General features: G+C 43.9%; 13 protein-coding genes. 4 read left to right on the forward strand and 9 right to left on the reverse strand.

The annotated features are described in order from the left end of the window. The 3 genes from LC605_RS25260 to LC605_RS25270 all read right to left on the reverse strand — a co-directional run. Positions 1–543 (reverse strand): hypothetical protein (locus LC605_RS25260; RefSeq protein ID WP_229550246.1); only part of this gene is annotated, 543 nt, incomplete at its 3' end. Beyond that, complete coding sequence (locus tag LC605_RS25265; RefSeq protein ID WP_229550247.1) at positions 543–1,094, reverse strand: hypothetical protein; 552 nt, start codon at positions 1,092–1,094, stop codon at positions 543–545. The genes LC605_RS25265 and LC605_RS25260, both read right to left, overlap by 1 nt. Then, entirely contained in the window at positions 1,091–7,288 is a 6,198-nt protein-coding gene (locus LC605_RS25270; RefSeq protein WP_229550248.1) for a phage tail tape measure protein, read from the reverse strand. The genes LC605_RS25265 and LC605_RS25270 overlap by 4 nt, the downstream gene beginning before the upstream one ends. A gap of 208 nt (positions 7,289–7,496) precedes the next feature. Between LC605_RS25270 and LC605_RS25275 the strand changes: the two genes are divergently transcribed. Next, positions 7,497–7,886, forward strand: a complete 390-nt coding sequence (locus LC605_RS25275) for a hypothetical protein (protein WP_229550249.1) — start codon at positions 7,497–7,499, stop codon at positions 7,884–7,886. A gap of 168 nt (positions 7,887–8,054) precedes the next feature. On the opposite strand, the gene LC605_RS25280 is transcribed toward LC605_RS25275, so the two are convergent. The 4 genes from LC605_RS25280 to LC605_RS25295 form a co-directional block, all read right to left on the reverse strand. Continuing rightward, positions 8,055–8,285: a hypothetical protein gene (locus LC605_RS25280; RefSeq protein ID WP_229550250.1), complete on the reverse strand. Its 231-nt coding sequence runs from the start codon at positions 8,283–8,285 to the stop codon at positions 8,055–8,057. Positions 8,286–8,449: 164 nt separating this feature from the next. Next, entirely contained in the window at positions 8,450–9,460 is a 1,011-nt protein-coding gene (locus LC605_RS25285) for an ATP-binding protein (protein WP_229550251.1), read from the reverse strand. Continuing rightward, positions 9,453–9,758, reverse strand: a complete 306-nt coding sequence (locus LC605_RS25290) for a hypothetical protein (protein WP_229550252.1) — start codon at positions 9,756–9,758, stop codon at positions 9,453–9,455. The genes LC605_RS25285 and LC605_RS25290 overlap by 8 nt, the downstream gene beginning before the upstream one ends. 9 nt (positions 9,759–9,767) lie before the next feature. After that, entirely contained in the window at positions 9,768–10,847 is a 1,080-nt protein-coding gene (locus LC605_RS25295) for a hypothetical protein (RefSeq protein ID WP_229550253.1), read from the reverse strand. A gap of 209 nt (positions 10,848–11,056) precedes the next feature. Between LC605_RS25295 and LC605_RS25300 the strand changes: the two genes are divergently transcribed. Then, positions 11,057–11,311 (forward strand): hypothetical protein, encoded by a 255-nt coding sequence (locus LC605_RS25300; protein WP_229550254.1) that lies wholly within the window; start codon positions 11,057–11,059, stop codon positions 11,309–11,311. Positions 11,312–12,083: 772 nt separating this feature from the next. Here LC605_RS25300 and LC605_RS25305 read toward each other — a convergent pair. Further along, on the reverse strand, positions 12,084–12,326 hold the full coding sequence (locus tag LC605_RS25305; protein WP_229550255.1) for a hypothetical protein: 243 nt from the start codon (positions 12,324–12,326) through the stop codon (positions 12,084–12,086). Between the two features lie 106 nt (positions 12,327–12,432). On the opposite strand from LC605_RS25305, the gene LC605_RS25310 reads away from it, so the two are divergent. Further along, on the forward strand, positions 12,433–13,158 hold the full coding sequence (locus tag LC605_RS25310) for a hypothetical protein (protein ID WP_229550256.1): 726 nt from the start codon (positions 12,433–12,435) through the stop codon (positions 13,156–13,158). Then, positions 13,155–14,255: a hypothetical protein gene (locus tag LC605_RS25315; protein WP_229550257.1), complete on the forward strand. Its 1,101-nt coding sequence runs from the start codon at positions 13,155–13,157 to the stop codon at positions 14,253–14,255. The genes LC605_RS25310 and LC605_RS25315 overlap by 4 nt, the downstream gene beginning before the upstream one ends. 45 nt (positions 14,256–14,300) lie before the next feature. Here LC605_RS25315 and LC605_RS25320 read toward each other — a convergent pair whose 3' ends face one another. Further along, positions 14,301–14,603: a hypothetical protein gene (locus LC605_RS25320; protein WP_229550258.1), complete on the reverse strand. Its 303-nt coding sequence runs from the start codon at positions 14,601–14,603 to the stop codon at positions 14,301–14,303. Between the last annotated feature and the right edge of the window lie 349 nt (positions 14,604–14,952).

Below are 14,952 nucleotides of genomic sequence, written 5' to 3' on the forward strand. Positions count from 1 at the left end.
CAAGAAAGAAGTATTACGAGAAACCCCGGTATAAGTTGCTCCTGTGGCTAATATAGATATTGTGTCAATATTTTGTGTGCCGGCTCCATAGATAGTTGCGGGACTTGGCGCACTGAGGACATTTACATTCCAAGTTCCTGATTGAGCAGAGTCAACTTTCAAGCGATCGCCCACCAAAGCAGAAGGTAAGCGATCGCTAATCAACTTCCAAATCGCCGATAGCCATCCCCGCCCACTTGCACCCCCTGAAGGCATTGCAGCGCCCATAATGTCTGTCCCTTCAAGTAGTGCATCGCTAGTTACAGGGATTTTTCCGTTACTTAAAGGAGGAAGGCGATCACGTATCTCCGTTTCCCGCATGATTTGCATTTCTTGGTTGCTGGAAGTGGCGGAACTATTGCCAGAAACGCTACTTTCACCCGAAGTCTTGAGAGAGCCATCATTGGTAAGAACGATCGCCCTTATCTTTCCACTGGTATCTACCCCACCAATTAAGTGAGTTGGAATTGTCCCCGTCAAATCATTCCCATTCTCAAATCCCATTAGTTAATCCTTAATTGCGCTTCTTTAAAACTGAATTCCCATGATTGTGATAAAAAGCCATCGCCCGTAATCGAAGGATAGTTATCGATAGCGATCGCCCCGTATCTAATTGAATAAGTTGCCCCCACCTCTGGAGAACAAAAGTCAATTACTTTAATCGGTACATACTTGTTATATGCACTGGTTTCACTAATATCAATTAATCGCCTAAGTATATCTAAAATTAACCTGCGCTGGTCTAATATTGTTGCCTTAAATCCTCTTCTAGTTGTGGTAACAGCAAACACAGATTGTGAAAAAGTGTTACGAAATCCTTTTTCACCTAAGCGATCGTTTTCGGTGTCGTAGTTGGGAAATAATTGTAAGTAAACATAATCATCGGTGTCGCTTGGATCGTAATGTGTACTATTAAATAAGTCAAGATATTTGTGAGTGGGATTCAGTTGTTCAATTACGGCTATTGGCACACGGACAAGTAACCGTGTTTTGGCGAACGGCGACTGACATTGATGAGTTAATTCATAGCTTTGTATCTCTTCCAATAAACTCATGTTCTTTTTAATAACTCCCCTAAATCATGAAGTTGCTGTCTAATCTGTTGTGTAGTCGTATTCGCTGCTGTTTTGGTTGCTGCATCTTGGGTTGAGAAGTTATTAGTTATTGGCACTTCCAATGTTACTGAGTTGGGTGTAGAGAGCTTTTGATTTACCAATTCGGTTAGCTGACCAACTGCATTCATGATTGTGGCATTTGCCTGGGCGCTGAGTTCTTGGGGCAAAGTTTTAGCAAGTGGCAGATTATAGCCAAACTCTTGAAATCTAGCTAACTGGTTTTGGCGGAATTGTTCAAAGTCGGGAAAGTCCAATTGCAACGACGGCACACCCTGATTCAATCTTTGTCTCACTCCTGCTGCCCGAAAACTTTCTAATGGTTCTAATGCGCCTTCCCCAAAAAAGCGAGACAGTGTATCATTTACAACTGCTTGTCCAGTGACAGCTACATCACCTCTGCCAACACCCAGGGCTTTACCTAAAGATTGTTCTCTTAATTCTCTTGCTAATCGCCTTTGTTGTCCCTTTGGTAGGGTTTGAATAAATTCAGCCTTAGCTTGATCTCTTTGTAATACAGAGCGATCGCGGAACCCTTGGCGCTCCACATTACCCAAGAGGAATTGGATTTTACCTTGTTGTTCGAGTTGCAATCCGGCGTATTGGAGAGCGATCGCTTCTTCAGTTTTCGCTTGTAATCCTATTTGAGCTAACTGGATATCTTGGGGCGTACCTTCAGCTTGTGCTTTGGCAAGATTAACTTGGGCTTGTGCTACCCCAGCTTGACTTTGAGCAACTGCCGAACGGTTGCGCGACTGCTCTATTTTAAGTTGTGATTCTTGTTGTTTTAAATTGAGGTCTAATACTTTTCCTTCTAAATTTAATTGTGATTCCAATGATTGTAGTTTGAGTGCTGCTGTTATCTTCGCTACCTCCTGCCTTTGGCTATCCTTAGTTGCTAATTGCCCCGCAATACCCAATTCCCCGGTAACGAAATCTAACCGCCCTTTAATAGCGTTTTGAACGCCTTGCAATAAGCTCTTTTGTTGGTCGTAATTTTTTACAAGTGCCTCACTTTGATTAATTTGAATTTGTCCTGCAAGGTTGATTTGCTGGGAGGCAATCTCAATATCTTTGGTTTGTTTTTCAAGACTGAAGAGCAAGTTGCGACGGCGAGTAAGGGTTAATTCAATTTCAGCATCAGTCCGCGCTATGCCTTGCTTTATCTGTAATTCTTGCTTGGAGTTTTCAGCGATTTGGGCAAGAGCAATTTTAGATCGCTCTAAGCGATCGCCCTGTTCACTAAGTAAATCTGATTGCTGTCTAGCTCCATCGATTTGCAATTCAATTGATTTAATCTCTTCAGGGCTACGCTTATCTCTTTTCGCCCTAATTAGTTCTAAATTTATCTCAGCTATTTGGCGTTGATTCTCAATTTTTTGGATTCTAAGTTGAATAGTTTCACGCTCTAAGTTTAGTTTGTTTATTTGGGTTTGAACCGCTAAAGATATCCGCTCTTGTTGCTGTACGGGTTCAAGATTAAGTACTCTATTTTGAGCAATTTTGGTTTCAATTGCAGCGCGTTTTTCTGAATCTTGTGTAAGTTTAAGTTGGTTTTGTAAGCTTGATTCTGTCGCTTGATTGAGTACCCCTTGCAGTTGGGCGGTAGAGCCGATTAACTGCTGCCTTTGTTCAATATCTTTGACTTGGGTATTAATGCCGCTTCCTTGGCGTTGCAGCGCCAAGGTTTGAATTTGGGTAGTGTTGGCAATGAGACGCTTTTGGCGTTCAAGTTCAACGTTAATTAACCGCTCGATTTCTGCTGCTTCTTGTTGTCTTAGTTGCGCTCTAGCAATGGCAATTTTGTTACTAAGCTCTATGCTTGTACCGCCAGACTTATTGAAGTCTACAAGTAGATTGTCAAGGCGATCGCGGGAAGCTTTGATTTGTATTTGGGATATTTGAGTTTGCGCTTCTTTTTCAGTAATTTGGCGCTCAGATTGACGCGCTTTGATTTGCTCAATCTCAACGTTGAATGCTTCTTGGCGTAACCCTCTACGCTTTTCCAGTTGGCGGTTTTCCTCAAGAGTAACCGCTTGCTCAATCTGTACTCTAATGGCGGCTGCATCACGTTCTAGCTGGGCTTTGCGAATGGGGAATTGGGCATACTCTTTAATTTCAATTTCTTTTTGAATCAGCGTTTCTCCGATACCTTGGAGTTGAATTTGAGCAATTTGTTTCTCGGCATCTTCCGTGCTAATTACCCGTTGTTGTTGTTGTAGCTTAATTTGTTCGGCTTCTAATTTGAGAACTTCTGAAATCTGCTTTGATGAGGCTTGTCTAACCTCCGAGATTTGTTGAGTTGCCGCGAGGCGATCGCTCACTGATAATCTAAATCCTTCCGTCCCATCGGGGAGTTTAATCTTGTTATCTCGAACCGCCCTTAATCGTTCTGCTACTTGAAATTCAGCCTCGCCTGCTGGAGCCAACAACGCTTTACCGTCTGGAGTGGGGCCAGACAATTGCTCAAATAGTCCAGCTTGGTAAGATTCTAAAACTTGCGCTTGATATTGGGATGCTTCATTTTTAAGGGTGGTAATATCCTTTAAGAATGGTGTAGCCTTACCCTCAGCATCAAGTTTAAATTGCTGCTGAAAATTGGACTGAGCATTCCCCAAGGCTTGTTGCGAATTGGAGGATTCGGTGATTGCCCTTCTTAATCCGGGGAGGGTTTCAGTGTAGTATTTTGTAAATTCCTCACGGCTAGTTTTTAATGCTTCATTGCGTTTTTCAAGTGTTTGCCGCTCGGTTTCTAAGAGCTTAATTCGCTCGTCAAAAGTAGCTTTTAATTCTGGGTCTTTGATACTTTCTGATACTTTCTTCTGGTCAGCAATATTTTTCTCAACTCCAGAAATTAAATTCTCGTTTCTGGCTTTTTGCCCATTAAATAATTGCCCTTCCCGCTCTAAATCTTCACTAGTTAATTTTGCGCCTGTTTTTAATTTCTGGTTAGTTTCAACTGTTAATCCCAGCGCTTTATTGTACTGATTAATTTTTTCGGCAGTAGCTAAAGATTGTTCGCCGACATCTCCAGTAGCAATGCCAATTTTACTAATGTTTTGCAATAATTGGTCTGCTTGCCTGTTTTGACTAACTTTAGCTACTGCCCCTACTGGATCTGCAAGGTTGCCTGGGCTTGCCAAAGCTACTGCGGAATTGACAGCAAAATCAATAGCATTTCCGGCTGTCCCCGGTATGCTTTTGAAAAAGTCTCCAATTTGATCGCCGACACCTTTTTCTACTGTGCCCGTCGCCCCTTGGCGAATTGCTTCTAACTGCGATTTGAATTTCTCCAATCCCTCGCCAGTAAGTTGCCCCTGTTCTCCTACTTTGGCTAGGGTTTCACGTAACTGGTTAAATTGCCCTGTAGTCAAATCGCCAGATAAACGCAACTGCTCAAGGCGAGTTTCCACAAGTGTTGCTGAGGCATCGGGTTTAATCTCAGCTTTAAATTGAAGTAATCGCTGTTCAGTACCAAATTTTTTAGACAAGTCGGCTTGCGACTTGAAAAGCTCATCCAATCCCGCAGCCGCTTCGTTGGAAGCTTTTCTCAGCCCAAATAAATCTTCACGGAAGATAGCGATCGCTGCTGCTCCAACTGCCAACAACGGGCCCAATGGGCCAAGTGTGCCGAGCAACCCAGAAATGGCATTGCCAGCAAGATTTACCCCACCTCTGAGCAAGTTAAACCCGCCAACGACCCCACCTTTGAGGACATTGGCTAATAAACTAGAACCACCTGTAAGCAACCCCTGAGCGGCTGCTAGACCCCGCGTTGCACCAGCGCTCACAATTTTTAAGCTAATCTCGGTTGCCAACAGAGTGTTAATTGCGCCCAACGGGCCAGCAGTTGCAAACAGTACATTACGCCCAAATATCCGAGTTTGAGCCAATCCCCGTTCTGCCAGTTCGTCGGCAGTTAATGCAACGGTGTGTGCTGCTATCGTCGTAGTTGCTCCGGCGGTGGCTACTGTTGTAGAAGCGATCGCATTAGTCGCTTTTTGCGCCCCCTGTTTTACATTGTCGTAAGCTGTGGCGACGACTGCACCTGCATCTATAGATTTGATATTTTCAAAACTGGAGGCGATCGCTCTGCCTACTACATCTGCCTCTTGCTTTACCCTGCCCAATCCAGAGGCAAAGGGTTTACCATCAGCCCCTAATATTTGAGGCATAGGAATTGCCCCCACAGCTTCGGCTATTCCTATGCCCACATTTTTGGCACTTTGAGCAACTTCGGCTACTGCCTTCTTCCCCTGTTCTGCCGCGCCCCCTACATCTAATCCTGTGAAGCCAGCGACATTTTTATTGAATACTTCACCCGCTTTGTTGCGGATCGCTGTTGCTGCCTTGGTGACAATGTTCTGTTTTCCAATTGCCTCGGTAGTCGCTTCTACTCCAAGCCTGAAGCGCTGGTCAATACCAAATAACTGTAAAGCTACAGCTAAGAGTCCTTTGCGTTGAACGATTAAATCCCGAACTACCGCTAACTCCTTTCCTAATTGTCCTCCTAGCAATAGTGAAATTGCCCGAACTTGTAAGTAAGTTGATGCCAAATTAAGCATCGTCTGGAACAGGATCGTTACCGCACCTGCCGTGGCGCGGGTGCTGATTTGAAATACGATAAACTGTCCAACTGCCTGCTTAACTGGTTCGGGTAATCCACTGAAAAAGCCGGCAATTTTTTCTAGTACGTTAATCCCAGACTCAAATACCGGCGCAATACTACTGGCAATTTTAATAATTAGCTCTTGGAACTTATTGGCAATTTGCTCAAAGCGGCTAATGCGATCGCCTGTCGCTAGTTTAAATACATCATCTAAGCTCCCGGCACTAGCAGAACTAACAGAACTCAGCGTATCCGCTAGCTTCTGCCCGTCTTGAGCAAGTAGTGCCAGTACTGTACGAAATGCTACTTCTTGAGGAAATATATCTTGAAGTACTTTAGCATTCCCCCCTGCTGCTGTATTCAAGTCGATTAAGGCTTGGGTAAATCCTTTGGCTTGGATTTCGGCTTGGTCGAAACGGATTTTTTTGCCGTTGAGTGAAAGCTTGTCCAATGCTGCTTGAGAATCTGGAGTTTTTTGGATAATTGCCCCAGCAACGCCCTGCAAACCAGTCAAAGCAGTAGCCGTATTGATACCTTGAGTAGTTAGTACCGCCGTACTTGCTGCTAAATCATTGAAGCCAATTCCCGCCGCTCTTGCGGTTGTAGCGGCTTGTCCAAAGCCTTGGGATAATTCTGGGATGGTCGTGATCCCGTTTTCCACAATTGAATTTAACACAGCAGCCGCTTTAGAAGCATCTGTCGCTGATAGCTGATATGCGTTGAGGGTCTTACCCAAGAGTCGCAATGTCTCGCCCGGATCTGTTGCAACTCCTCCAGCTCGTCCAATACCTGTTAGTTTCAAGCCGGCCGCTAGTACCTGCTGCGAATCTGCGGCTTTGGCAAATCCAGAAGAAAGAACTTCGTATTGCCCAAGCAGGGCACCTGTGGAGGAAACAGTATTGTTTAGTTGACTATTGACAATATCCTGAACCTGAAAAGCGTTATCTAACTGCTCTTTTTGGCTAGCCCGTTGAGCGTTGCCAAATGCATCAAAATTAGTATTACTCTTGAGAATAGTTCCGGCACGAGCTGCGGCTTGTTCAAATCGCCCCAAGTTTTGCACCGCCGATATAGCAAAGGCATCTAGGGACGCTTCACTTCCTTTAACTGCATCAGCAAGGGTATAAAAATCTTCAATTGACTGGGTGCTGACACCGCTACTACGGAACAATTCAAAAGTTTGGGGAATTCTGGCGTATACCGCCGCCGCATCTTGCACGCCTTTGGCAAGGGTTAGCGCTTGACCACCAAGAAAGGTAATGTCAGAAAGTGCTGAAAATGACTTGAGTGCTTTGGAGTTGACATCAGCAAGTTTGCCAATTGCCCCGCCGAACTTCTGTGCGTTCTGTGCCCCAAGGATGAATTGCCCAATTGATGATTCTGAAGCTTTTTTTAACCCAGTAAAACCAAGTGCTAAGGCAGTTGTACCAATAGTTAACCCAGTAAAAGCAGTAGAAACATTATTGACGGTGGCGATCGCGCCATCATCAACTGCTTTTAATCTCAGGGTAGTAGTGGTATCTGCCATTGGCGCAAAAGAAGGGAATGATTCATGTTAACCGCACGGATAGCAACAAACTAGATGCAAGCTTTATTTGTCATATTTTAAATAGGCAGACCACGCGACTTTTTGACTACATCAAAACTTTACTTATATTTCAGTATCCTCTCCGCAACAATTTTAGCCCGTAAAGAGATAGAAAAGGTATATTAATTTACTTTTATCAAGTAGTTGTGTGAATCAAGTCAAACGCTTTAATCAAGTCTTATTTGCCGTTACACTTTTTGCTTTGAGCTTAAATAGTAAAGCTTATGCTCAAAATGTGGAAAGATACATCCAGGCTGGATCTGACGACGCGGGAACACCGATTATGCTGGATACACAAAGCATCAAAGGAACAACATATAAATTGTACCAACCTTATGGAAATGGGCTTACTGAGCTTAAGTTTAAGGTTTCCTGCGGGGAAGCAAGATTGTTTAGCACAGGCTTTGCTCTTTATAATTCTGTAGGGCAAGTAGTTACCCAGGACAAGACGACAGAGGAAGTTGTGCCTCGTGAAGGTTCTGCGGCCGCTAATGCTATGCGATTTGTTTGTCAGCGAATTGGCGCTCGCGGATGGTAATTTACCTGCACCCATTTACTAGCGATCGCGCCGTCGTCCAAGCGAAGTCCAGCCTTCGCCTAATTCATAAGCCCTGCGTGTGCCAGGGGAAGCTTAAATCCTGTGATTTCACCTTGTTTTACCCGTTGACCAAGGTGATATTTGGGCGGTGTCCAACTATTGGGTAGGTTAATTGTGTTCATCCGCTTTCCTTAATGACAATGAAGATTTTACCAAGAAGCAAACCGCCTCTGTAGAATCGGTGTTCATGTAGGCGTAGTTTGTTAAGCCGTCTACAATTTCATTCAGTTCAAAGCCTTGACTTTCAAGAGACGAAACAAATTGATTTACGAGGTCACGCACATAGTTTTCTCTGCACTCTTTAAGATATATTTCAATAACTTCGGTTAATTGGTTCATGCTTATCTCCTACCACCACCTCGATGAGGGCATTCTTTTGCTGTGCATTCGTTGTTGCTAGCTAACGCTGGAAGGGTAAAAGAATGCATGAAAAGTGAAGCGATTGCGATCGCTGCTAAAAATTTCAATTTTCTAAATCCTGTTATTGGTAAATCTTGGTGAAGCTATGCTTTAACCGAAGCCTGGTGTGGTGATTGGATATGCTGCATCCAGTTCTGAATTGTCACCACCTCCTCTCCCCCCTTAACCACTGCATCAACAACGTGCTTGGCGTAACTATTTTGAGCATGGTTAGGGTGGTCGATTTTGTCAGAGGCCCAAGCCAAACACATGACTTTGACTAATTCATCAACCTTGGTCACTTCAAGCTGGCTCGGAGTCTTGACATCCTGAAACTGCAACCACTCTTTAACCAAATCAACAGGGTAGTCAAGTAAAGTGCGTATTTGCTTAACCCGCAAGTCTTGAGGATGTACGGCTGCCACAATTGGGGCGGATGAAAGCCTAATGGGCGCAGTACTCATCCAATTCTTAAGGGCTTGCGCTAACTCTACTCCCGGCTTTAACCAACTGGTATCTTGCAATTCTGGACAACGAGATTTACTGATATAGAGTATGTGTTCAGCAGAGAGTTCGCCGGCGATGTCAAATTCGTACTCAATCCCCGAAGTTTGAATAGGGGCTGTACCAATTTTCGTTGGCTTCATCTTGCCGTTAGAATCCCTTTGTGTGGTATCCCACTCAGTCTTGCTCCGCATCGTAACAATAATGTGGCATCGGGAACTTACAATCGCATCTAGTAATTTTCGCTCCAAAGGGCGGACGTTTTTCCAGCCGTCAAAACTGGTTCCACCACCTCTATTTGTGCCAGCTAACTCTAATTCGGCATACCAAGCGTGAGAAAGCGAGTCAATGATAATGACTTCGTAACCATTTGCCTCAGCTGCAATAATAGCCTCAATGTACTTAGCTGGATGATGACTATCAAGTTCACACACATCAAATTGAAATAGGTCAGCGTAGCGGCTTGCAGAGCCTCGCTCGGTATCGATAACTGCTATTTTTTGACTGATGTTTGAAGCAATTGCTAAAGATGAGTAGGTTTTTCCACTCCCGGCTGAACCACTTAAGGCAAGCCTGATTTTTAAGTTTGATTTCGTTGCTGGCTTAAACATCTTCCACACCCCCACACAAAGATGCTACTGAGAGAAAATATTTCCGTAAATACTCGGCTTGTTCACCCTTAAAAAATAAAGTTGTTGGATTACCTTGACTGTCAGACATTGAGAGGTGAATTCTGACACCTTGAGTATCTTCTCTGTCTACGATATAACTTTTCTTTGCCTCTAAATTAACGTAGGCGTAGGCGTAGCCCGCCGCAGGCATCGCATTCAAATTAATTACCAAATTTCCAACTTTCAGCATGGTTACTCGTCCTATAAGTAAATTGATTTTTCGGGTGGTTTTAGCCACCCATTAGCCTTACTCTGCTACCAGTTCTATGCTTTGAGTTGGCACGCTCGTCTCCTTCAATTGCTCCCATTCCCCTCGGCTAAGTTCGTCAAAGGGTTTGTCTAGCAACTCATCAAGACTTGCCGCGACAACTTTTTTCGGCTCTTCAACACCTTTGCCAGACGCTCCTTCGTCGCTAACGCTGACGCTATCGCAGTAATAGCACCGTTCCAACCAGTCTTCATCACCTAGCATTCCAGTCCCAGCGCAGACAGGGCAGGATTTTTCTTTCACTTGTGCCACCAAACTTGGCTTGATAAAATTCTCTACTGCTATCTGATGCTTGCATTTAGCACTTCTGTAATGACAATCAGCGCACCCGCAACGCTCTTTAACGTCAGCTTGGTTAGGACGAACAACATAGTAATGGTCATTTTCACAGTTGTGGACTACAAACTCATCATTGTGCTGTTCCAATACTTCAATCGTTGCAGCCCGTTTTTCTCTTGCATTCACAACGCTTACACTAGGTGAAGTTAATTTTTCTAGCGCCTCAATAGCTTCTCTCACACTCCAATACTTCATTTCATTGCCACACTGCCAGTAATAAGTTTTGGGATCGTTTTCCCAAACCTCATCAATATTCCTGACCCTAAACAAAATTCCCAGTGCAACCGTTCCCTTGTAGGACTTGTAAGCGGTTTGACTATCTGTTTTACCCATGTATACGAGTCGGTAGTCATCTTGTGGAGTACATAAATCCACTGCACGAGCGCCGCGATAATTACAGTTACCGCACCCGTGACCGCCACAGTCTGGGCAAATAGCAGCAGGCGGGTTCCAGTTGGGAATGGTGTTGTCCCACGCTGGGAGTGAAGAAATACTTGTTTGCTGTTCTTCAATATGTTGTTCTAGTTCAGCTTGGGCGACTGTTTGTTCATCAACTTTCTGAACCTGGGAGGACTGATGAGCAACAATCGCATTTACCCAGGCGCTCTTGCAACGTTTGTCAGCAACCTCAACGGCTGCGCCAATTTGGGTGTAGATGGTCTTCAGTTCAGGGAGTGACTTGGTGAAGAGTTGTTCTTCTGTGTACAATTGATGAGTCATTATTGACGAACTTCCTTTATAAAGGTGGTTTCAAAAGGCGATCGCATTCTTTCCAGGGAGGCGATCGCTTTTTGCTGTCTATGCAATAGTATATGCTACAGCTAGATATTTGTCAAGACAATGCATAGGCAAAACAGCATGGTCTAGGCAGAGGAGCTAGGATAGGCTAATGTATATACATATAGGTAAATGAAGGAGTCAGGATTGCGATGGCAGCTCGTGATAGCAATCAGCTAAATATTCGCGTCGAAGAAGAGATAAAAAAAGAATTCATCCAGAAAGCTAAGGCTGATGGGACAAGCGCAACAGAATTGCTCGTCACTTATATGAAACAATATTTAGGAAAGCAGCCCAAGAGTAGCGAAGAAGAGTGGCTACCCAAACTAGAAGAGAAATTGGAAGAGAGATTAGCCAGTTTTGAGAAAGAGATGCTTACCAGGCTCCAAACAGCATTGGGGGAATAGAGCGCCTAAGAGAGGAAAACGAATCTCTTAGGCGTTGGCGGCAACAAGTTCTTAATTTAGATCCCAAAAAACAAAGCCCTGCTTCAGTAAAAAAGCAGGGCTTTTAATCGCCTATATAAATTCTATGCAACGTCTTGATATTCGCCTATGTTAATGTATATACTGAAAAGAAGCGATCACTCTCTAAAGGGCTATCACTCGGTGAATAGCATTTGGGATCAGCACTTGCTATTCACGTTTAATTACGATCGTCACTCTCGTACAGCATTCGTGAGAGGTTAAAACAAGATTACTTTTGTCAACTAGTAATTATGCTTAAGAATTAGAGATAGTAAAAGTATAAAATTAACTTTTGTACTGAACTGGTGGTGCAAAAATAAATCAGGGGTATCAAGATTAAGCGTAGGCGTAGCCCGCCGTAGGCATCGCTTGCCTAAAAATTGTGTTTTCCGCTCCAATTTTACCGATATTTTAAGCATTATTGCTTATTGACAAATGGTTAATAATCTTAACCTGTCACCGATGCTCGTACAGTGGCGATCGCTACTTTTGTCTTAAATTAATCAGCTATTTACAGTCATGCTCACAAAATTTTCCACCACCACCAACGCACTGCCACATGCAATCGTTGTAGCTACCTCGAAACGTATAGCGAATAAAGCTATTACAGCCAGTAAACACCCAACTCAAAATCAGTAGGAAAAATATAAATCCTAGAAAGCTAGCCAAAAAGTCGGTTTTGGGAGGCTGTTTGTTGTTTTGGTTCATGGTATTACAAACTACTGCATTTTTGTTTATCGTATTCAGTCCAGTCTTGACGCTCCCTCAAAAACTTGCAGTCTAATTTTTTAGAGTTACGCTGGAATTCTTCAAAGCTTTGAAGAGCTTGCCTAGAAGGCCGCCTTTGCTCGTAATCACTCCAAAAGACTAAAAGTGCAAACACCACTGCACTAAGGGCAAACCATTGTCCTTGGGTAAATTTTCTCCAATCAAAAAAGTTTTCAAAAAATTTCATAGCTTTCGCTCTAACTACTGAGCTTATTTTTCCCACATACAAGTAATGAATTTGACATTACCCCGCATGGGGTCAATTTTGTTTGGCTATAAAAGGAGATAAGGCAATGAATAAAGAATTTACGCTTGAACAAGCAAGACAGTTACATGACAGCAACCGCATCATAGATTTTGATTGGGCTTGGCCGGTGCTTGGATATAGCACCAAAGGTAATGCTAAGAGAATGCTGATTGGATACTTTGAGCAAGACTTTGATTACTTCGTGCAATCTCCAGAAGAATCGCCAGAATCCTTGCCCCATAAACTTTTTATCATTAATGATAAAAACTCAAAGTCAGGTAGACCCGCCGAAAAAATCTATTTGGCAGTGGAGTGCTTCAAAGAGATGGGGATGCTGGCTAAGAGTGAGCAAGGCAGGCAGATCCGAAAATATTTCCTGAGTTGTGAAGCGATCGCTAAACAGTCTGTAAAAGTAATTCCACGGTTGCAGCAACAGATTCAGGAGTTGCAGCAGAATTTTGAACTGATGCAATCCCAAATTCAGACCTTATTACCATTACCTGCTGACTTTATCCCGCCGGGGTGGGACACCGAAGTATGGGCAACGCTACCACCGCAAGACAAACGACATTTCAAATATTTGTACCGCCATCGTGGTTTTCGTCCTGGCTGTGAGATTAAGGTAAAAGTTTTACCTGCTCCAAACAGGGAATTAGAACGGGCTGAGATTGAACGGCTGATTAACGATGTACCAGAAGAAGAAAAACAGCTAATACAAACAGCTAAACGAGTATCACTGCAAAGATTTTGGGCTATAGGGGGTGAGTCATGAGTGCAGCACTAAAATCAATCAATGGTGGTAAACAGCAGCCCTTAAAACCAGCTTCAGAAGACAAAACAATCAGGCCGCACTGCAAGATTTCAATCGAAGACGTGAACTGGGTAAGACAGCAGCCGCCCTGTGTTCAGCAGTTGTGGTTAGACTCGGTTGCAGCTGAACAATTTGGCGGGGCTGCTCATAAACTCGACACCAACTTGACATACAAATCGTTTCAAAAGGCAGGTACAGCGCTGACTGCTCAAGGGTTGTTTCAGTTTGAGGAAGTGTTTGGCCGATTGCCTTCTGGTAGACCTGGCTTGATTGGGTATCGCGTTCGCAATCTTCATGGTTATTACAATCGGTTTTACTGGGAATCGTCCACATCTGCGGAAACTAATTCTTGTGACGAGAAGACTGTCCACGCCGGAGAGAAAATCAGTCAGCCCGAAGTAAATCAAAACCACCCCAAAGTGGAACAAATCCAGCCTGGTTTGGAACAATTCCAAAAGAATGGTCAAAAAAGTGAGGATTTGCAAGGGTTCCAAAAACCTAACAACGTCGCTAACCACCCTTTAACTACCTACCAACAACCAACTAAGGTTGTTGGTATGGTAGTTGGTTCTGACGCGCTTGCCGAAATTGAGCAAGTTGACCAGACGGCGATCGCGCCCTTGGGGGGCGCGTCGCCTCCAGATACTCAAAGCGCGTCAGAACGAGAAGAATCGCCTACGGCGACTGACTGCACGACGCTGACGCTAGTGGATGGTTCAGAGAATCAATATGCTTTGTCGTCAAATAAAAACCAGGATTGTGGTGTAAAACCGAAAACCCCTCATGAAGACACTTGTTCCGCGCCCCAAGTCGAACTAGTTACGAGTTTGGATAAATGGAGTGATGAAGCAATTGCCAAGCGTAGAGAGTTGCGTCCAAGTCGAGAGAATAAACTCAGACTTGCAAGCTATTCAGGTGATAATCCGGGGTTAGATTTTCTGTGTGAATGTTGGGATGATGTGGCGTTGTGGAATAAAATCAAACAGCTAATTGCTCAGTATTCAGAATGGGGCGTTGCTTATGTGGATGGGAAACTTGTTAGTATTGCAAATTGTTAAGACCAATTGGTCTTGTAAACGACATAACTTTAGGGCGGGGTTAGCTTACCTAAATAGCTTATGTAGTTCTTCCAACTCATCATTAGTTCCCGATTGTAACGCCGTCGCCGCATCTTGTGGCACACCTCCCATATCCAATGGAATTGCTAGGGCAATGATTACCGCTTCCGAGTCGGGACTTCTGCCTAACCTGGATTTAGTTTTCTCTTTTGGCTCACAGAAGATTTCATCTTTACTATTGGTACTGTAGCGTGTGGCGGCTAAATCCTGAAATACATACTCCTCATTTTCCAGAGGTGCGATCGCAAACTGACCCTTTCTTAAAACCTCCCGAAACTGCCAGTACAATTCTGCTTTGAGATTTGTAAATTTCTGCTCTGGCTCCTCTAAACGTTTCTTTTTCTTGTGCGTGGGGGAGTCGCCAAACTTACAAGGGTAGCTTTGGTAGCCATTTGTTTTGAGCTTCGCTAAGGTTCCCGCACCAACTCCGGTATTGTCAACTGCAATCGCGTAACTAGTGCCAAGTAACTTAATTTCGGCGGCTGCAATATCAGCAGCTCTTTCTGTATCATTGGACTTTGGACAAAAAAGAAGTGTTCGCGTTTGATTTACGCGAACTTACAATCTACGCATCATAAATTACCCCAGTTATTTTTCAAACTGAGTCCAACTGAGTTAAACGCCTAAAGCCTAAGAA

This window comes from Nostoc sp. CHAB 5836 (genome assembly GCF_020829445.1).
Lineage (GTDB): Bacteria > Cyanobacteriota > Cyanobacteriia > Cyanobacteriales > Nostocaceae > Nostoc.